Below are 18,514 nucleotides of genomic sequence, written 5' to 3' on the forward strand. Positions count from 1 at the left end.
CGTCCTCGTCCCCGTTGTCCGGATCGTCGTCGGGCACCGCCAGCTGATAGTGGCCCTGCGCTGCCAGCGCCATCACCGCATCGCGGCCGGCCTCGCTGAGCGCCGCATAGGTGTTGCCGTCCAGGCCTTCCAGTGCCGCCAACTGCTGGGCTTCCTTGACCGGCAAGACATAGTCGACGCCGTTGCAGAACAGGGTCGCGCCCTTGCGGCGGCGGCGCCAGGCGAAACGCGAGAACGGGTGGCGCAGCAGCTGGGCGCCCTGCTGCAGGTCCCACTCCATCTCGATGCGTGACGGCGCATCCGGCGCCGGCATGACATCGCCGGAGGCACGGTAGGTCGTGATGAAGCGGCCGAACCAGTCGCCGACCAGGTCGGGATCGTTCATGCGCAGCGCGTTCAGCGCTTCGACCACGCGCTCCATCGCGCGGGCGTCGATTTCGTTGGGGTCCTGCGGTGCCGCCAGGTCTTCGTCGTGGTAACGGATGGCGTCGTCGGCATCGGCAATCAGCGTGTCCAGGTAGTCGCCGATCAGTTCGGCCGACGACGGCGCGCGCATGCCCACCGAAAACGTCAGGCAGGCGTTCTCCGCCACGCCGTGGTGCGGCACCTGCGGTGGCAGGTACAGCATGTCGCCCGGCGACAGCACCCATTCGTGGGTGGGATCGAACTGGCGCAGCAGCTTGATCGCCACATCGTCCTGGAACCCCAGGTCGGGCGCCGGCTTCCCCATCGCCACACTAGCATCGATCATCCAGCGCCGTTCGCCCTGTGCCTGCAGCAGGAACACGTCGTAGTGGTCCACGTGCGCGCCGACCGAGCCTCCGGTCGCCGCGAAGCTGATCATGATGTCGTCCACGCGCCAGCGCGGCAGGAAGCGGAACTGCTCCAGCAGTTGCCGGATATCGACGTCCCACTTGTCCACGTCCTGCACCAGCAGGGTCCAGTCATGGTCGGGCAGGCCGGGGAAGTCCTCTTCCTGGAACGGCCCCGTGCGTACGTCCCACACGCCCGTCGCCTTGTCCAGGCTGATCAGGCGCGCCAGCACGCCGTCCTCGCAGGCCAGGCCGGCAAGATCTTCGGGCTGCACCGGCGTTTCGAAATCGGGGAAGGCGTTGCGGATCAGCAGCGGGCGCTTGTGCCAGTAGTCGCGCAGGAAGCGGTCGGCCGGCATGCCGAGCGGGTACTGACGGGTGGCGTCGATCTCGAACGGAAGCGATGCGGCGCGGGGAGAGGTCTTCTTGGTCATCGGGTCGTTGTCGCGCGGCGATGCGCCGTGCAGGGAAAGGAGAAGGTAGCGTCGCCGATGGCGAAGCCGGGGACATTGATGCCGATCAAGGGCGTGCGGATGCGGCCTTCGCGGCTTCGTCGGCCAACCGCTTGTCCAGCCGCTCGGAGGCTTTCTGCGCGTAGGCATGGCAGGCGCCACGGTCCGCCAACGCCGCATTGGCCGCGGGTCCGATCCGCGTCCACAGGCGGCTGGCGGACGGATGCGGCGTGATCAGGACATCGCAGTCGAGCGCGGCCACCCGCGCGAGCGTCGCGCGGAACGCGGCCACGTACCCGGGATGCGCCGCTTCGTCCGTGTAGCGGTACACATCGTCGGAGATGGCGGTCAGGCTGTCGGCGTAGACCATCTGTCGGCAGTTGTCGCCATCGCACGAACGCCAGGTCCAGCTGGTACCGCCGGGCGTATGGCCGGGCGATGCGACCGCCTGCAGGGCCAGCGGTCCGACACGCACCACGCCGTCGTCGGCGAGGGTAACGACATCCGCCACCGGGGCCATGGGTTCGGCCACCTCCAGCTGCGGGTCCGTCCGGTCCGGCATGCCGCGCTTCAGCGTGCCCACGGCCGGCGCGCGTGCGTACACGGGTGCACCGGTGGCGCGCTGCAACTCCGCCAGACTGCCCGCATGGTCGAAGTGCTCGTGCGAGAACACGATCGCGCGCACGTCCTCGGGCTTGAAGCCCAGCGCACGGATGTTGGCCAGAATCTGCGGGCCGGCCTGCGGCGTGGCGGCATCGACCAGGATGTGGCCTTCACCCGAGGTCACCAGCAACGCGCTGATGCCGCAGGTGCCGACATACCAGGTGTTGCCGTACACGTGCAGTGGCGTGGCCGGGTCGTTCCAGCCGGCGTCGTCTCTGCAGGCCGTGGCCGCAGGAGCATCGGAGGCGAATGCCGCCGCAGGCAGGGCAAGGGCGAGCAGGCCGCCGAGCAGGGGGGAGCGCATCGTCATGTGGCGATCTCGTCGTAGCCGCGGTTGACGAACTGCAGCAGGCACCAGCCATGGCCCCAGGGATCGGCCAGGCGCACGATGCGGCCCCAGTTCGCTTCACGGATGTCGGTTTCCTGCGCCAGTCCGGCCTGCAGGGCGCGGTCGAGCGCAGGTTCAAGGTGGTCCACCACCACGTCCAGGTGCACGGGCGTCCAGTGGCGGGCGTAGTCGCGGCGCGCATCGGCTGCCGCGATGGAGCCGGCGGCATTCTGCAGCACGTAGATCGGCGCCTGCGCACCCAGCAGTTCCACACCGCCATCGCCGAAGCGGCGGCCGGTGGAGAGCCCGAAGGCCCGGATGTAGAGCGCTTCGGCGGCGGGCAAGTCGGGAACGTCGATGTTGATCAGCAGGTGCATCGAAGTTCCCTCTTATCCCGGAGGTCAGATGGTGCGGGCGAGCCGCTCTGCGAGGCCCGTGTAGCTGCCCGGCGTCATGTCGCGCAGGCGCTGCTTGTCGTCGGCAGGCAGGTCGAGCGACTCGATGAAGGCACGCATGGAGTCGGCGGTGATGCCCTGGCCGCGGGTGAGCGCCTTCAGTTGTTCGTACGGGTTCGGCAGGCCGTGGCGGCGCATGACGGTCTGCACGGCTTCGGCCAGCACTTCCCAGGCGGCGTCGAGATCGGCATCCAGGCGTTGCGGGTTCACTTCCAGCTTGCCCAGGCCCTTGGCCAGCGAATCCAGCGCCACCTGCGTGTGGCCGAATGCCGTGCCGAGCGCGCGCAGGACGGTGGAGTCGGTCAGGTCGCGCTGCCAGCGGCTGATCGGCAGCTTGGCGCTGAAGTGCTCGAACAGCGCATTGGCGATGCCGAAGTTGCCTTCCGCGTTCTCGAAGTCGATCGGGTTGACCTTGTGCGGCATCGTCGACGAACCGACTTCGCCTTCCTTCAGGCGCTGCTTGAAGTAGCCCAGCGAGATGTAGCCCCAGATGTCGCGGGCCAGGTCGACCAGGATCGTATTGGCGCGACGCGCGGCGTCGCCGATCTCGGCGACGTTGTCGTGCGGCTCGATCTGGGTGGTGTAGGGATTGAACACCAGGCCCAGGCCTTCGACGAAGCGCTGTGCGAAGGCCGGCCAGTCGACATCGGGATAGCTGGCCACGTGGGCGTTGTAGTTGCCGACGGCGCCATTGATCTTGCCGGTCAGTTCCACCGCGGCGATCTGCGTGCGCTGGCGCTCGATGCGCGCCACGACGTTCGCGATCTCCTTGCCCAGCGTGGTCGGCGAGGCGGTCTGGCCGTGCGTGCGCGACAGCATCGGCTGCGCGGCCTGCGCATGGGCCAGCGTGCGCAGGGTGGCGGTGACGCCGTCGAGTGTCGGCAGCAGCACCTCGCGGCGGGCCTGTTCCAGCATCAGGCCGTAGGACAGGTTGTTGATGTCTTCGCTGGTGCAGGCGAAGTGGACGAACTCCAGTGCCGGCGCCAGGTCGGCATCGTCCTTCAACTGTTCCTTGATGAAGTACTCCACCGCCTTGACGTCATGGTTGGTGGTGCGTTCGATCTCCTTGACGCGGGCCGCATGGGCCACGCTGAAGCCGTCGGCCAGGGCGCGCAGCTTGGCCTGTTGATCGGCGGAGAACGCGGGCAGTTCGGCAATGCCGGGTTCGGCCGCCAACGCCAGCAGCCATTCCACTTCGACCTTCACGCGGGCGCGGATCAGGCCGTACTCGGAAAAGATCGGGCGCAGGGCGTCGACCTTGCCGGCGTAGCGGCCATCGAGCGGGGACAGGGCGAGCAGGGACGAATCCGACATGGGCGCGGGGAATGCCTGAAAGGGAGCGTTCCATTTTACCCCGGGAAGGCGGCCATCCGGCCTGGCGTATCCTGTGACCCCCGCCAGCCACCGGCTCCTCGCCGGCGCGCAAGCCGTGAATCCCTCCAGGAGACGGTTGATGACCAGCAAGAAGCCCGCGGGCAAGTCCCGCGTTGCACGAACCCGCATCGAACACGACAGCATGGGCGAGCTGAAGGTGCCCGCCGAGGCGCTGTGGGGCGCGCAGACCCAGCGCGCCGTGCAGAACTTCCCCATTTCAGGGCGGCCGATGCCGCGCGGTTTCATCCGTGCGCTGGGCCTGGTCAAGGGCGCGGCGGCAGAGGTCAACGCCGGCCTGGGCCTGCTGCCGAAAGGCGTCGCGGCGTCGGTGCAGGCGGCGGCGCAGGCCGTGGCGTCCGGCGAGCACGATGCGCACTTTCCCATCGATATCTATCAGACCGGCTCCGGCACCTCGTCCAACATGAATGCCAACGAGGTGATCGCCACGCTGGCTTCGCGTGCGGGCAAGGCGACCGTGCATCCGAACGACCACGTCAATCTCGGGCAGAGCTCCAATGACGTGATCCCCACGGCCCTGCGCGTGGCGGCGCAGCTGGCCGTGCTGGAAGACCTGCTGCCGGCCATCGCGCACCTGCGCAAGACCATCGATGCGCGCGGCAAGGCGCTGGGCAAGGTGGTCAAGACCGGGCGCACGCACCTGATGGACGCCATGCCGCTGACCTTCGGCCAGGAATTCTCGGCCTGGTCGGCGCAGCTCTCGTCTGCGCAGGCCCGCATCGAGGACGCGCTGAAGCGCATACGCCGCCTGCCGCTGGGCGGCACCGCCATCGGCACCGGCATCAATGCCGATCCGCGCTTCGGTACGCGCGTGGCGACAGCGCTTTCGACGATGACGAAGACGCGTTTCGAAAGTGCCGCCAACAAGTTCGAAGGCCTGGCTGCGCAGGACGACGCGGTCGAACTGTCCGGCCAGCTCAGTGCGCTCGCCGTCGCGCTGACCAAGATCGCCAACGACCTGCGCTGGATGAACTCCGGGCCGCTGGCGGGGCTGGGCGAGATCGAACTGCCGGCGCTGCAGCCGGGCAGTTCCATCATGCCGGGCAAGGTCAATCCGGTGATCCCGGAAGCGACCGTGATGGTGTGCGCGCAGGTGATGGGCTACCACACGGCGGTGACGGTCGCCGGGCAGACCGGCAACTTCCAGCTCAATGTCACCCTGCCGCTGATCGCAAACAACCTGCTGGACGGCATCCAGTTGTTGTCGAATGTGTCGCGCCTGCTCGCCGACGACTGCATCGCCGGCCTCACGGTACGCACCGGGCGTGTGCAGGAAGCGCTGGACCGCAACCCGATCCTGGTGACCGCGCTCAATCCGGTGATCGGTTACGAGAAGGGCGCGGCGATCGCCAAGCAGGCCTACAAGCAGAACCGGCCGGTGCTGGACGTCGCGCGCGAGGTCACCGGGCTGCCGGAAAAAACGCTGAAGCCACTGCTCGATCCGGCCGTGCTGGCGAAGGGCGGCATCCACGGCAAGCCCGGGGGCGGCGGCGGCTGACGCCGACGGGGGCGCCTGCCTGGGCAGGCGCCGGGTGATGGTCAGGGCGTGGGGGCGGGGGCCGGTTCCGCAGCCGCGGCATCGGCTTCCTGTGCGGCGTTGCCTTGCGTGGCCTTCACGGCCTGACCGACAACGCGTCCCACGTCCTTGCCGGCTTCATAGCTATCGTCGTGCGAGCTGCGGCATTCCTGGATATCGTCCAGTTCCATGCCCGCATAGGGCTGGAACGCCGGCAAGGCCACCACAAGATCCTGCTGCGCCTTGTACAGCCCGGGCAGGCGGTCGCAGATCTTCATCGCCTCGGCTTCCACCTTCTTGGACTCGGCTTCCATCTCACGGTCGATCCGGTCTGGATCGCCGCTGAAGATGCCCCGGACGGCGGCGCCTACCGCCTTGCCGGCGAGCTTGGCGCCTTCCTTGCCGGTGGCGATGCCCGCATCGGCGATGCCGCCGAGTTCGCGGTGATACGCCACGAGCAGGGCGCGCTGCTGGTCGTTCACCGGCACCGGCTTGCCGTCGACGATGAAGTCGCCTTTCGCCGACACCTCGGCGCGGGGGTGGCCGCTGGCGTTGAGCTTGAGGTTCTGCCCCCACAGGGCGCTGGACTTATCGCCGCCATCGTCCGTACCGCCGCCTTTCGAGCAGGCGGCGAGCAGCAGGGCGGCGGAGAGGGCGATCGCGAACGTACGGACCATGGTCTTTCCTTGAAGTCAGTGGCGCTTGGGAATGTCGATCGTACCTTTGACGCCTTCGTGGTCGACGTCGCCGCTGCCCACGGAACGGACGGTCAGGTTGCCGCTGACGTTGCGCGCCTCCACGCCGCCGGAGCCCACCGAAGCCACGACCACGTCGCCGGTGATGTCGCGCAGTTCCGCGCCGCCGGAACCGATCGAGCCGATCTCGACACTGCCGCCGCGCGACAGGTCGAAACCGCCCGAGCCGATGCTGCCCACGTGGGTGGCGCCCTGGATGTTGTCGGCTTCCACGTCGCCCGAGCCGATCGATACGACCTTCAGGCTGCCGGCGCCGTGGATGTCGACGTCGCCCGAGCCTACCGATGCCGCGGCCAGCCCGCGGATGCTGCGGCCGACCGCGTGCCCGGAGCCGACATCGGCGCTGAACACCGGTGCGCCAACGACCTCGGCCTCGCCCGAGCCGACCTTCACCTGCACGGGCAGATGGTCGGGCAGGGTGGCCGTCAGGTTCATGTAGGCGTAGTTGCTGCCGAAGAAGACGCCGCTGAACTTGCCGTCGTGGTACATCCTCACGATCAGCTTATCGCCGGCACGTCGCTGTTCGATCTTCAGGTTGTCCAGACGGTCCGCATGGCTGCTGCAGGCCCGGCCTTTCATTGCCGCCGGTGCTCCGGCGCGCGACTCGACCGTCAGATCATGCGGACCGACCTCGAACACCACGGTCCGGGCGTCGCCGATGTCGAGGGTGAGCTGGCGCGGTGCTTCATGCTTGCAATAGCGGTCGGCCGCCAGGGCGGGAGCGGACAGGGCCAGCAAGGCGAGCAACGGGGAGGCGGTCAGGGCGATACGCATCGTCGGGTCTCCGGAACAGGATCGGAACGTCGGCCGCGAGCGCCAGGCGCCCGCAGGAAGGGTCAGCGCCGGGCGAACTCCTGGCGCACATCCTTCTCGCAGTTCTCCGCATCGTCCACGTCCAGCGTGGCGTAGGGGCGGAATTGCGGCAGGCTGGCGGACAGGCGCTGCTGGGTGTCCCACAAGGCCGGCAGGCTGCGGCAGATCTGGCGCACGCCCGGTTCGACCGTCTCGCGGACGGTCTTCTCGACACGACGTTCCAGGCTGCCGGTCATGGCGCCGACCAGCAGGCTGAACACGCCGCGGTCGACCGCGTCCAGCGCCACCTGCGCGCTGCGCTCGCCGATATCGATGCCGGCCTTGGCGATCTCGATGACCTGGCCGCGGTAGCGCAGCAGTTCCAGCCGCTGCGTGCTGTCGATGGCGACGGGCTTGCCTTCGATCAGGAAATCGCCCCGGGGGGTGATTTCCGCCTTGGGCAGCGGGTGATCGTCGTTGGAGCCGCGCTTGCCGGATTTGCCGAAGTGCAGGTTGTCGCCCAGTGTCAGGTTGCCGGTCTCGAGCTTGCGGCGGGCGGCGGCCAGTTCGGTGCGCACTTCGTTGCGCGCTTCGGCCAGGTCCGCGCTGATATCGCTATCGGCGCGGGTGTTCTTCGCGCTCGCCGGCTGTGCGGCCAGCGGCAGAAGGCTGGCCAACACCAGCGACATCAGGACGTGTGGGATACGCGAGGCAGGCATGTCCGGTTCCTCTCCAGGGCGAAGCTCGATGGTCGTGGATGGCATGACGGCGGTGGGCGAGACCCGGTGCGCCGGCCATGACGATGTTGCGGCGGTGGTGGAGGGCCTCAGAAGGTCCAGTTGCCGTCGCCGTTCGCATCCCCGCAGTCGTCCACGTCGGACTGGTCCATCGTGGCGTAAGGCGTGAACTCGGGCAGGGCGGCCGCCAGCGCCTGCTGGGCCGACAACAGGCCGGGCATGCGGGTGCACAGCTGCGCCACCATCGGCTTGAGCTTGGCCTTGGCCTGTTCGCCGACCTGCTTGCCGATGTCGTCGCCGTTCTGGCCCGCCAGCATGCCCTTGAGGGCCGAAGCCGCCGCATCGATGCCGACGCGCGCGCCCTCCATGCCGATGGCCATGCCGTCGCCGACCACGCCGAGCAGTTCGCCGCGGTAAGCCAGCACCAGCGCCTTCTGTTCCGGCGTGGTGGCGATCGACTTGCCTTCGATCAGCAACTCGCCGGCCGGGGTGATCTCCGCCTTCGGCAGGTCCTGCTTCGCATCGCGGTTGAGCGAGATGTTTTCGCGCGCCAGGCGGTCGCGCGCCGCGGCGATTTCCTGGCGGGCCTTTTCCATTTCCTTGCTGGCGTCGCCCAGGCCGTTGGCGACTTCGCCCAGCGCCTTGGCGGCGACGCCGGTGGGTGCGCTGTCCTTGTCCGCGGGCTGGCAGGCGGCCAGTGCCAGTACGCCGACGACGAGAAGGGGGCGCATGAGGGAAAGAGAGGTATGCATGTCCGTGTCCTTGGGAGGGGCGGGCCGGACTCGGCCCGCCCGGGAGTGGGTGGGTGTGCTTACTCGCTCTCGCGCCAGCGGCGCAGGTAGATCGCACCGGCGATCAGGGCCACGCCGATCACCGCACCGATCCACAGGTCGGCGGTCGCGAAGGCCTGCCAGCTGCGGGTCAGGTCGATGGCGTTGGCCAGTTCGTCCGGCGAGTTGAAGTCGGCGTTCGGATTGGCGACGCCGCCCGGCAGGGTGGGGAACCAGGTGCCCGGCAGGACGCTCAGCAGGCCGCGATAGACGACCGTGTACCAGATCAGGTCGTGGCGGATCTCCAGGCTCGGCAGGATGTCGGTCATGCTGATGATCACGCAGGCCAGCACCGGCACCAGCACCGCCCACAGGAACGGCTTGCTGCGCGCCCAGGCCGAGCAGAACATCAGCCAGCCGATCGTCGGCAGCGCCCACAGCATGTACACCGGCAGTGAAGCGATCACGCCGCCGATGACGCGCAGGGGATGCGAGTGGGTGAACACCGCGGCACCCGCCGGCAGGCCGTTGACGGTGATGGTCAGCGCCGAGATCAGCCACAACGCCAGGCCGATCAGGATGCCCACGCCCACCGCCAGCAGCGGTGCCAGGACCAGCGCCCACGCCAGCTTAGAGAGAACCATGTGCGTGTCGGATACCGGCAGCGACTTCCAGAACAGCACGCTGCGGTCCCGGCGGTCGTCGTACAGCGTGCCCAGCGCGTAGAAGAAGACCACGAAGGCCAGTACCACGCAGGCGAGGATCACGCCGCCCAGCAGCATGCCGTCGCCGACACCGCCGAGGATCTGGTGGGCCTTCTCCGGCGCTTCCTCGATGCTGAAGCCGCCATCGCTCAGCTTGCCGCGGGCGGCGATGCTGCCGATCACGGCCAGGATCAGGTTCAGCACCACGAAAATGCCGCCGGTGATGACCGGTGCCCAGAAGAAGCCGCCGCGGTTTTCCCAGAACTCACGCTTCAGCAACCACGTGAACGCGCCCGGCTTGGAGGATTTGCCCAACGTCGAAGTCACGGCGTTCATGCGTAGGTTCCTTTCATGATGGCGACGAACAGGTCGGCCAGGCCTGGGGTGCGGGTTTCGCCGAGGGCGGCGAGATGTCCTTTCGGTACGCCATCGAACAGCAGCACGGTCTTGCCGAAGGGCAGGGCGCGTTCGTCGATGGGCTTGAGGGCGCGGGCTTGGTCGACGGCATCGCCGCTGACCAGCACCTCGGTGTACCGCTCGGCGACTTCTTCCATCTGCGAGGTCAGCACGATCTTGCCGTCGCGGATGAACATCACGTCGGTGAGGATGTGTTCGATCTCCTCCACCTGGTGGGTCGTGACGATGATCGTCTTCTGCTCGTCGAAGTAGTCCTCCAGCAGGCGCTGGTAGAACTGCTTGCGGTACAGGATGTCCAGGCCGAGCGTAGGCTCGTCCAGCACCAGCAGTTTGGCGTCGATGGCCATCACCAGCGCCAGGTGCAGCTGCACGATCATGCCCTTGGACATCTCGCGCACGCGCAGGTTGGGTTTGAGCTGGGTGTTGGCGATGAAGCGCTCGCACTTGGCACGGTCGAAGCGCGGATGCACGCCGGCCACGAAGTCGATGGCCTCCTTCACCTTCATCCAGCGCGGCAGCACGGCGACGTCGGCGATGAAGCAGACGTCCTTCATCAGCTCATCGCGGTCCTTGCGCGGGTCCAGGCCCAGCACCTTCAGCTGGCCCTCGAACGGCGTCAGGCCCAGGATGGCCTTCAGCGCCGTCGTCTTGCCGGCCCCGTTCGGCCCGATGAGGCCGATGATCTTGCCCGCTTCGATCTCGAAGCTGGTGTTGTCCAGCGCAAGCTTGTTCTTGTAGGCCTTGCGCAGGCCGTGGGCCGACACCACGGCATTGGCGATTGCAGCATTCATCACTTGATCCCCTTGGATTGCAGCAACTCTTCGATGGACAGGCCCAGGCGCTCGATGCGCTCGGCGACCGCGGGCCACTCCTCGGTCAGGAACCGCTCGCGCTCGCTGCCGCGCAGCTTCCTGGCCGCTTCGTCGGTGACGAACATGCCCAGGCCGCGGCGCTTCTCGACCAGCGCTTCATCCGCCAGTTCCTGGTAGGCACGCGAAACGGTAATCGGATTGAGCTGGTACTCGGCCGCCACCTGGCGGACGGAGGGCAGCGCGTCGCCGGGCTTCAGGATGCCGTCCAGCATCATGGCGATCACGCGGTCCTTCAGCTGACGGTAGATGGGAGCACCGTCGCTCCATTGGATGGGCGCCATGGGTCAGCTCCTCGGACGCAGGGATTGGCCGAAGGAGAAGTACGGCATGGCCAGCGAAGCCCGCGCGCGCCGCTTGTGCTGGGTCGGCTCCGCGGTGCCGTCGTCGCCGGTGATTTCGCGGACGTCCGATTCCAGCGCGCCCACCAGCGTCGAGGCATCCACCTCGGACGTGCGGGCGCCGGACATGGCCGCCAAAGCACCCGCCGCCAGCAGCAGGCCGCCGACGGCCAGGCTGGGCAGCGTGTGGGTCAGTTTCTGGTTCATGGCATCTCCCCGTGAGTTGGGTGAGTGGTGTTGTATTCAACTATAACACCAAAACACGGCCCGTCAACTGTCCGGGAACGTTTTGTCACCCAACTGAAGGCATACTTGTGATGTTCGCACTAGCGGGGTCGTCAAATGAAACTCAAGTTGTTGAAAATACTGGCATTGATGGCCCTGGTCGGCGGGTCCGCAGCGGCCCTGGCGGCGGGCCTGCTGGACGTCAGCTACCGTCCGCTGGCCGGCAAGGAGGCGGTGAACCTGAAGAAGGCGTATGCGGGGCAGGTGCTGCTGATCGTCAACACCGCGAGTAAATGCGGTTACACGCCGCAGTACGAAGGGCTCGAGTCCCTGCATCAGCGCTACGCGGCGCAGGGCTTTGCGGTGCTCGGGTTCCCGTCCAACGACTTCAAGGGTCAGGAGCCGGGCAGCGAGAAGGAGATCCAGGAGTTCTGCACGCTGACCTACGGCGTCAAGTTCCCCATGTTCGAGAAGGTCGTGGTGACCGGCGACCAGGCCACGCCGCTGTACAAGTCGCTCGCGCAGGCGACAGGCACGGCGCCCGCATGGAACTTCCACAAGTATCTGATCGGTCGGGACGGCCGCGTGGTCGCGAATTTCCCCAGCAAGACGGCGCCGGACGATCCTGCCGTCGTCGCTGCCATCGAGCGCGAGCTGAAGGCACAGCGCACTGCGCGCTGATGCGGTGCCTCCGCAGGTGGCGGGCGTGCCACAATATCGTTTTGGCGCCACCACCGTGGTGCAGGTTCCAGGAGCAGAAAGGATGAAGCGGTCGGTCCGCGGCGCAGCCGTGTTGTTGGCAATCTCGATGTCGATGCTGGGAGGCAGTGTGTCTGCACAGGAAAAAACCGCGCTGGTGTCCGAGCGCGACAAGGTCAGCTACGCCATCGGCGTGGACGTGGGTAACTCGCTGCAGCCGGTCGGGCCGTTCCTCGACACCGCCGCGTTCCAGCGCGCGATCGTCAACACCTTCGAAGGCAAGCCGAACCTCATCTCCGAGCAGGAAGCGCAGGCGACCGACCGGCTGCTGCGCGTCAACCTGGCCGTCGCCGACGGCCAGCCCATCCCGGGCATGCCGCCGGGCAGCACGCCGCCGCCGGTCGACAAGACCAAGGTAGGCCTGTTCCTGGGCACCTATGTGGTGGGTCCGTCGCTGCTGCCGTTCAAGGACGAAATCGACCCCGCAACGCTGGCGCAGGCGGTGCGCACGATCACCGGCAAGACCGGTACGCCGCTGTTGTCGGTGGAGCAGGCGCAGGCCGAAATGCAGGCCTACCTCAGCAAGCGCCAGGCGACCGCAGGACAGCGCAACCGTGAAGAGGGCGCCGCATTCCTGGCCGCCAACAAGGTCAAGCCGGGCGTGGTCACCACGCCGTCGGGCCTGCAGTACATGGTGCTGCGCCCGGGCAACGGCCAGCGCCCGATGTCGACCAGCCGCGTGCGTGTCAACTACGAAGGCAAGCTGCTCAATGGTGTGGTCTTCGACAGCTCCTACGCGCGTGGCGAACCCGCCGAGTTCGGTCTCAACCAGGTGATCGCCGGCTGGACCGAGGGCGTGGCGTTGATGCCGGTGGGCGCGAAGTACCGCTTCTGGATCCCGTCCAGCCTGGCCTACGGTCCGAACGGTGCCCCTGGCGGCAAGATCGGTCCCGACGCGACGCTGACGTTCGAAGTCGAACTGATGGGTGTCCTGCAGTAAACCGAATCGCCGTATTCGGCACTGAACTTTCACTGACGGGATGGGCTGATGCGTGTAGCGATCTTCGGTACGGGTTACGTTGGGCTTGTGACGGGGACCTGTCTGGCGGAAGTCGGCCACGACGTGGTCTGCGTGGACATCGATCCGGCCAAGGTCGACGGCCTGAACAAGGGCGTGGTGCCGATCTACGAGCCCGGCCTGTCGCCGATGGTGAAGGCGAACCACGAAGCCGGGCGGCTGCGCTTCACCACCGATGCCGCCGATGCGATTTCGCACGGTGAAGTGGTCTTCATCGCCGTCGGTACGCCGCCGGACGAAGACGGCAGCGCCGACCTGCAGTACGTGCTGGCCGTGGCACGCACGATCGGCCTCAATCTCCAGCGTCCCTGCACGGTGGTCAACAAGTCCACCGTACCGGTCGGCACCGCCGACAAGGTACGCGCTGCCATCGAGGCGGAACTGGCGGCGCGCGGCGTCGACATTGCGTTCGACGTGGTATCCAATCCGGAATTCCTCAAGGAAGGCGATGCGGTCAAGGACTGCATGCGCCCGGACCGCATCGTCGTCGGTGCAGCAAGCCCGCAGGCGGTGGAGAAGCTGCGCCGCCTCTACGCGCCGTTCAACCGCAACCACGAGCGCATCGTGGTGATGGACGTGCGGTCTGCCGAGCTGACCAAGTACGCGGCCAACGCGATGCTGGCCGCGAAGATCAGCTTCATGAACGAAATCGCGAACATCGCCGAGCGCGTAGGTGCCGATGTGGAGCAGGTGCGCCAGGGCATCGGTTCCGATCCGCGCATCGGCTGGCACTTCATCTATCCCGGCGCCGGCTATGGCGGTTCCTGTTTCCCGAAGGACGTGCAGGCCCTGGCCCGCACCGCACAGCAGAACGGCTACGTGCCGGAGCTGCTGCAGGCGGTGGAGTCGGTCAACGAGCGGCAGAAGGGCCATCTGTTCGAACTGATCCAGCGCCATTACGACCGTGGCGAGGACGAGGGCGTGCGGGGCAAGACGTTCGCGGTGTGGGGGCTGTCGTTCAAGCCCAACACCGACGACATGCGCGCGGCGAGCAGCCGGCGCCTGCTGGCGGAGTTGTGGGAGGCCGGCGCCCGCGTGCAGGCCTACGATCCGGAGGCGCGCGACGAAGCGTCCCGCATCTTCGGAGAACGCGATGATCTCGTGCTGTGCGAGGACGCGCGCGCTGCGATCGAGGGTGCGGACGCGCTGGTGGTCGTGACCGAGTGGAAGCAGTTCCGCAGCCCGGATTTCGCCCGTCTCCAGGAGACGCTCGGCGATGCCGTGATCTTCGACGGCCGCAACCTGTACGAGCCGGCCGAAGTGGAAGCGGCCGGCCTGGCCTATTACGGCATCGGACGCGGCAGGTCCGTGCGTGCAGGCTGACCTGCCCTTGTCGGGCGACACGCTGGAGCGCCGCCTGGTCGAACTGGAAACCCGGTTGGCGTTCCAGGAGCACTCGCTCAACGAAATGAGCGAGGCGCTGGCCGATGCGCGTGCCGAGAACCAGCGGACGGCATTGCTGCTGCGGACCATGGTGGAAGAACTGGGCAAGGTGCGCACCTCACTGTTCGAGGACGCTGCCAGTGAACCGCCGCCGCCGCATTATTGATACGCTTGCGGCATAGCAGTCCCCGCGAACGACCGATGACCGATTCACTCCGTGACCAGTTGCTGGGCCTGGGCTTCAAGCCCGCGCCCAAGCCCGAGCGCAAACCAGAACGCCGTCCCGATCCACGCCGCGACGCCCACAAGGCGGGGGGCAAGCCTGCCGGCCATCAGAAGCCGGGGCAGGGCGGCAAACCGCGATCGCCGCAGGGAGCCGGCAAACCCAGGCGCAGCCAGGAAGACATCGATCTGGCCAAGGCCTACGCCATCCGCGCCCAGCGCGAGAAGGACGAGCGCATCGAAGCCGAGCGGGTGAAGCAGGAAGAGGCGCGCGTGCGCCGCGAAGCCAAGGCGAGGCTCGAGACTTTTCTCAAGGACAAGTCGCTCAACCATGCCGACGCCGACATCGCGCGGCATTTCCCTTACGGCGGCAAGATCAAGCGCATCTACGTCAACGCGGAACAGCTGAAGGCGCTGAACGCCGGTGAGCTCGGCGTGGTGCAGCAGAACGGCCGCTACCTGCTGGTGACCTCGGCGGTGCTCGCCGAAGCGGAAGCCATCTTCGCGCCGGCCATCGCATTGAAGGTCGATCCCGATGCGCCGGCGGAAGCCGATCCCTACGCCGATCCGCAGTACCAGGTGCCCGACGACCTGGTGTGGTGACAGCGTCTAGCCGGCCACGGCTTTGCCTGTTGCCGGGACTGGATGGCACCGGACGGCTCTATGCCCCTTTGGTGGCGTCGTTGGCCCAGGCCGGCGACATCGAGGTGTTGGCTTACGACAGTGGGCAGTTCCAGGGCTATTCGGCACTGGCCGATGCGATCGAGTCCGCGCTGCTGCGACGGAACGATGACGTCGTGCTTGTGGCGGAGTCCTTTGCGGGTCCGCTGGGCGTCCTGCTCGCGCATCGTCATCCGGGCCGCGTGCGAGCGCTGGTGATGGCGGCGAGCTTCGTTCGTGCTCCTCTTTTCCTCAGCCGGGTCGCCGCAGCGCTCGTGGAGCGCCTGCCCGCGGTCGCGCCGCCCTTGTTCGTGTTGGAAAGGCTGCTGACAGGTGGCGGATTGCCGCCGCCGTTGCGCGCCGAGTTCGAAGCGATCGTGGCCAGCGTGCCGCTCCCCGTGCTTCGTCAGCGTGCGGTGGCCGCGCTGCGCGTGGACGTCAGCCGCGAACTGGCGGCGTTGGAGATGCCGGTGCTGTATCTGCAGGCAAGGCACGATAGGTTGATCTGGCCGCACGCGGGCCGTGACGTGCTTCGGTTGGCACGTCACGCGCGTCACGCGGTGGTCGATGCGCCGCATTTCCTGTTCCAGATGGCGCCGGTACCCGCAGCTGCCGAGATCGGTCGCCTGCTGGACGGGTTGCGCGACGACGCGTGCGTCTAGCGCGGCATCGGATCGCGCACCAGCCACCGCCACACGATGAAGGCCGCCACCAGCGCGATGGCAGATGAGCAGAGGAAGGCCGCTTCGCCGCCGATGCGCCACAACTGGCCTGCGAGCAGCGCGCCGCACACACCGCCGACGCCCGACGACAGGCCATAGAAGACGCCTTGCCCGTGCCCGTTCATGCGGCCGGGGAAGAAGCGCACGAGCAGTTGCATGGCGGCGGCGAAGAACGCGCCGAAGTTCAGCGCATGGGTCAGCTGGGCGACCACCATCACCGGGGCGTTGTCCGGGAAGAGCGCGGTGACCAGCCAGCGCACCGAGGCGCTGAGCAAAGCCAGCAGCAGCACGCGGCTGGCATCCCAGCGCCGGAAGATGCGGCTGGAGAGGAAGAACACCCCGATCTCCGCCAGCACGCCGACGGTCCAGAGCACGCCCTGTGTCGCGGTCGGATAGCCGTGTTCGGACAGGTAGATCGAGAAGAACGTGTAGAACGGGCCGAACGAGATCTGGGTCAGGAACGCCGCGGCGAAGAAGGCGATCACCTGGGGTTGCCTCAGCCTCGCGCGTAAGCCGCCGTCCGTATCGTGTGCCGGCAGGCTCGGGTCGTGCGCGTAACGGTTCAGCAGGGCGGATCCCAGCACGCCCGCCAGCACCGGCAGCATCAGCCACGGCAGCGCGCCCACGCCGAGCCGCCGCTCGTCGATCAACCAGCCGAACGAAGCTACGACGACGATGAAGCCGATCGATCCCCAGACACGGATCAGGCCGTAGCGATCGCTGCGCACGCCGAGGTGCGACATCGTGATCGACTCGAACTGCGGCATCACCGCGTTGTAGGCGAAGCAGAAGCCCAGCATCACCGCGAACAGGCCGGCATGTTCCAGGGGCAGCAGGAACAGGGCGAAGCAACCGACCGCCAGCACACAGCCCGCGTGCAGCCAGCGGATGGGGTGGGGCGAGCGTGCCGCCAGCGTGGTCCACAGGCTGGGCGACACGATGCGCGTGGCGTACCACAGGCTCATCAACACGCTGATGGCGGCCACGCCGAGGCCGCGGGATTCGAGATACAGGCTCCAGTACGGCGTGAAGGCGCCCAGCGCGGCGTAGTAGAAGAAATAGAAGCTGGACAGGCGCGCCGCCGGATACGGAGCCGTCGCAGTGGATGCGGGAATCATGTCATCGTCCGTGCGACGGCTCGCGTTCCGGGGTGGCGATTATGGCGCGTGCGTGACGTCGGATGGACCGTCAGATACCTGGCGGCCGGCCTGCCAGATGGCGTGGATGCGGCGCGTGTTGAGGATGTCCTGCAGCGGATCGGCATCCAGTACCAGCAGGTCGGCCCGCTTGCCGATCGCGACGATGCCCCGGTCGTCCAGGCCCTGCAGGCGTGCGGCCTCCGAGGTGGCGACGGCCAGCGCCTGTGCAGGGGTGAAACCGGCCGTCGTCATCAGTTCGAGTTCGCCATGCTCGGCAAACCCGATCACGCGCTGCGGCATGGCGCCCGAGTCGGTACCGAAGCCGATGCCCACGCCGCCCTCACGGAGCGTGCGGAGGTTGCGCAGGTTCATGGCCACGGCCTTGCGTGCCCCCGGAATGTTGGCGCCTGCCAACTGCTGCGCTTGCCATTGCGGGTCCTGCCAGCGCGTCGCCACCGCCTCCGGCAGTGCATGGCGCAGGAACGGCGTCTGCAGCCAGGCGGGATGTTCGGCATAGAGGTAGTTGGCTTCGTCGATGTTGACGGTCGGGATGTACCACGTGCCCTTGTCCTTCATCGTCTTTACCAGCGCGGGCGAGATGGCCTCGTCGCGGATGCCGTGCGCGATGATGTCCACGCCGGCGTCCACCAGGTCGGCTGCTTGCGCGTGGTCGTGGATGTGGGCGGCCACTCGCAGGTCGACGCGATGGGCCTCATCGATGGCCGCGCGGTAGATCTCCGGCGCCATCATCGGGAAACGGCCGCCCAGGTCGTCGACCCATAACTTGATGACGTCCACGCCCGCGGCCTTCTGCGCCCGCACCGCGGCACGCGCTTCGTCGGGCGTGGCGGGACGCGCGACCGGATCGTTTGCCAGGCCCATGATCTGCGCCGGCGGCGCACCGGCTACCGCGCCAATACCCGCGCCGGCACCGTAAAGCTGTGCGCCCAGCCTGGGGTCGCTTCGAACTTCTGCGCGGATCGATGCGAAGGCATCGCCGTTCATGCCCAGCGAGGTGACCGTGGTCACGCCATAGCGCTGGAACTGCTGCAGGTCGCGAATGACGACGTCCCGCGTGTAGAAGCGGTCGCCATGCTCCAGCCCGTCGGTGTTGCCGACATGGGAGTGGTTGCTGACCAGGCCGGGCAGGAGATGCTTGCCGGTGTAGTCGATGCGGCGGGCATCGCGTCGCTGCGCATCGCTGGCCCTGCCGACCTGCACGATGCGATTCCCTTGCAGGACCACGTCGACGATGCCGAGATCCTTGCGACCGTCGAAGACACGCGCATTCTCCAGGATCACGGTGTCCGCCGCGGCGGCGGGCAGCGCGGCGAGGGTGGCGATCAGGCCCAGCAGGATCGTTCGACGGCGCATGGCGGTTCC

General features: G+C 67.5%; 20 protein-coding genes and 1 pseudogene. 7 read left to right on the forward strand and 14 right to left on the reverse strand.

The genetic code is table 11. The features are described 5' to 3' along the window. Position 1: 1 nt before the first annotated feature. The 4 genes and pseudogenes from ACSQ1W_RS06355 to purB all read right to left on the reverse strand — a co-directional run. Positions 2 to 1,246, reverse strand: a pseudogene (locus ACSQ1W_RS06355) (ribosomal protein uL16 3-hydroxylase); the annotation flags it as partial. A gap of 85 nt (positions 1,247 to 1,331) precedes the next feature. Continuing rightward, on the reverse strand, positions 1,332 to 2,237 hold the full coding sequence (gene bla / locus ACSQ1W_RS06360; protein ID WP_436042349.1) for a subclass B3 metallo-beta-lactamase: 906 nt from the start codon (positions 2,235 to 2,237) through the stop codon (positions 1,332 to 1,334). Further along, entirely contained in the window at positions 2,234 to 2,632 is a 399-nt protein-coding gene (locus ACSQ1W_RS06365; protein ID WP_436042350.1) for a VOC family protein, read from the reverse strand. The genes bla and ACSQ1W_RS06365 overlap by 4 nt, the downstream gene beginning before the upstream one ends. 24 nt (positions 2,633 to 2,656) lie before the next feature. Beyond that, positions 2,657 to 4,024, reverse strand: a complete 1,368-nt coding sequence (purB, locus tag ACSQ1W_RS06370; RefSeq protein ID WP_436042351.1) for an adenylosuccinate lyase — start codon at positions 4,022 to 4,024, stop codon at positions 2,657 to 2,659. 139 nt (positions 4,025 to 4,163) lie between these two features. On the opposite strand from purB, the gene ACSQ1W_RS06375 reads away from it, so the two are divergent. Further along, entirely contained in the window at positions 4,164 to 5,600 is a 1,437-nt protein-coding gene (locus tag ACSQ1W_RS06375; protein WP_436042353.1) for a class II fumarate hydratase, read from the forward strand. Positions 5,601 to 5,641: 41 nt separating this feature from the next. Here ACSQ1W_RS06375 and ACSQ1W_RS06380 read toward each other — a convergent pair whose 3' ends face one another. The 8 genes from ACSQ1W_RS06380 to ACSQ1W_RS06415 form a co-directional block, all read right to left on the reverse strand. Then, on the reverse strand, positions 5,642 to 6,295 hold the full coding sequence (locus ACSQ1W_RS06380; RefSeq protein WP_436042354.1) for a DUF2884 family protein: 654 nt from the start codon (positions 6,293 to 6,295) through the stop codon (positions 5,642 to 5,644). Positions 6,296 to 6,310: 15 nt separating this feature from the next. Next, on the reverse strand, positions 6,311 to 7,147 hold the full coding sequence (locus tag ACSQ1W_RS06385) for a hypothetical protein (protein WP_436042355.1): 837 nt from the start codon (positions 7,145 to 7,147) through the stop codon (positions 6,311 to 6,313). A 62-nt stretch (positions 7,148 to 7,209) separates the two neighbouring features. Further along, complete coding sequence (locus ACSQ1W_RS06390; RefSeq protein WP_436042356.1) at positions 7,210 to 7,884, reverse strand: hypothetical protein; 675 nt, start codon at positions 7,882 to 7,884, stop codon at positions 7,210 to 7,212. A gap of 107 nt (positions 7,885 to 7,991) precedes the next feature. Continuing rightward, positions 7,992 to 8,633 carry a hypothetical protein gene (locus ACSQ1W_RS06395; RefSeq protein ID WP_436042357.1) on the reverse strand — a complete coding sequence of 214 codons (642 nt, stop codon included), beginning with the start codon at positions 8,631 to 8,633 and terminating at the stop codon, positions 7,992 to 7,994. 80 nt (positions 8,634 to 8,713) lie between these two features. Further along, complete coding sequence (locus ACSQ1W_RS06400; RefSeq protein WP_192268386.1) at positions 8,714 to 9,712, reverse strand: ABC transporter permease; 999 nt, start codon at positions 9,710 to 9,712, stop codon at positions 8,714 to 8,716. Further along, entirely contained in the window at positions 9,709 to 10,584 is an 876-nt protein-coding gene (locus tag ACSQ1W_RS06405) for an ABC transporter ATP-binding protein (RefSeq protein WP_192268384.1), read from the reverse strand. Before ACSQ1W_RS06405 ends, ACSQ1W_RS06400 begins: the two co-directional genes overlap by 4 nt. Next, complete coding sequence (locus ACSQ1W_RS06410; RefSeq protein WP_062356164.1) at positions 10,584 to 10,946, reverse strand: GntR family transcriptional regulator; 363 nt, start codon at positions 10,944 to 10,946, stop codon at positions 10,584 to 10,586. The genes ACSQ1W_RS06405 and ACSQ1W_RS06410 overlap by 1 nt, the downstream gene beginning before the upstream one ends. A gap of 3 nt (positions 10,947 to 10,949) precedes the next feature. After that, a complete protein-coding gene (locus ACSQ1W_RS06415; RefSeq protein ID WP_436042358.1) occupies positions 10,950 to 11,210 on the reverse strand; it encodes a hypothetical protein in 261 nt (86 codons plus the stop codon). 135 nt (positions 11,211 to 11,345) lie between these two features. Here ACSQ1W_RS06415 and ACSQ1W_RS06420 point away from each other — a divergent pair, with 135 nt between their 5' ends. From ACSQ1W_RS06420 to ACSQ1W_RS06445, 6 genes are all read left to right on the forward strand, one after another. Continuing rightward, a complete protein-coding gene (locus tag ACSQ1W_RS06420; protein WP_436042359.1) occupies positions 11,346 to 11,909 on the forward strand; it encodes a glutathione peroxidase in 564 nt (187 codons plus the stop codon). Positions 11,910 to 11,991: 82 nt separating this feature from the next. After that, positions 11,992 to 12,927 carry an FKBP-type peptidyl-prolyl cis-trans isomerase gene (locus tag ACSQ1W_RS06425; protein ID WP_436042360.1) on the forward strand — a complete coding sequence of 312 codons (936 nt, stop codon included), beginning with the start codon at positions 11,992 to 11,994 and terminating at the stop codon, positions 12,925 to 12,927. Between the two features lie 48 nt (positions 12,928 to 12,975). Continuing rightward, entirely contained in the window at positions 12,976 to 14,328 is a 1,353-nt protein-coding gene (locus ACSQ1W_RS06430; protein WP_436042361.1) for a UDP-glucose dehydrogenase family protein, read from the forward strand. Then, entirely contained in the window at positions 14,318 to 14,554 is a 237-nt protein-coding gene (locus tag ACSQ1W_RS06435) for a SlyX family protein (protein WP_192268374.1), read from the forward strand. The genes ACSQ1W_RS06430 and ACSQ1W_RS06435 overlap by 11 nt, the downstream gene beginning before the upstream one ends. A 35-nt stretch (positions 14,555 to 14,589) precedes the next feature. Next, a complete protein-coding gene (locus tag ACSQ1W_RS06440) occupies positions 14,590 to 15,213 on the forward strand; it encodes a DUF2058 domain-containing protein (RefSeq protein ID WP_436042362.1) in 624 nt (207 codons plus the stop codon). Then, a complete protein-coding gene (locus tag ACSQ1W_RS06445; protein ID WP_436042363.1) occupies positions 15,210 to 15,932 on the forward strand; it encodes an alpha/beta fold hydrolase in 723 nt (240 codons plus the stop codon). The genes ACSQ1W_RS06440 and ACSQ1W_RS06445 overlap by 4 nt, the downstream gene beginning before the upstream one ends. On the opposite strand, the gene ACSQ1W_RS06450 is transcribed toward ACSQ1W_RS06445, so the two are convergent. Beyond that, positions 15,929 to 17,110: an MFS transporter gene (locus ACSQ1W_RS06450; RefSeq protein ID WP_436042364.1), complete on the reverse strand. Its 1,182-nt coding sequence runs from the start codon at positions 17,108 to 17,110 to the stop codon at positions 15,929 to 15,931. The genes ACSQ1W_RS06445 and ACSQ1W_RS06450 overlap by 4 nt on opposite strands. Positions 17,111 to 17,149: 39 nt before the next feature. After that, positions 17,150 to 18,505 (reverse strand): amidohydrolase family protein, encoded by a 1,356-nt coding sequence (locus tag ACSQ1W_RS06455; RefSeq protein WP_436042365.1) that lies wholly within the window; start codon positions 18,503 to 18,505, stop codon positions 17,150 to 17,152. Positions 18,506 to 18,514 lie beyond the last annotated feature (9 nt).

The organism is Pseudoxanthomonas sp. LjRoot143, assembly GCF_964252945.1.
GTDB lineage: Bacteria > Pseudomonadota > Gammaproteobacteria > Xanthomonadales > Xanthomonadaceae > Pseudoxanthomonas_A.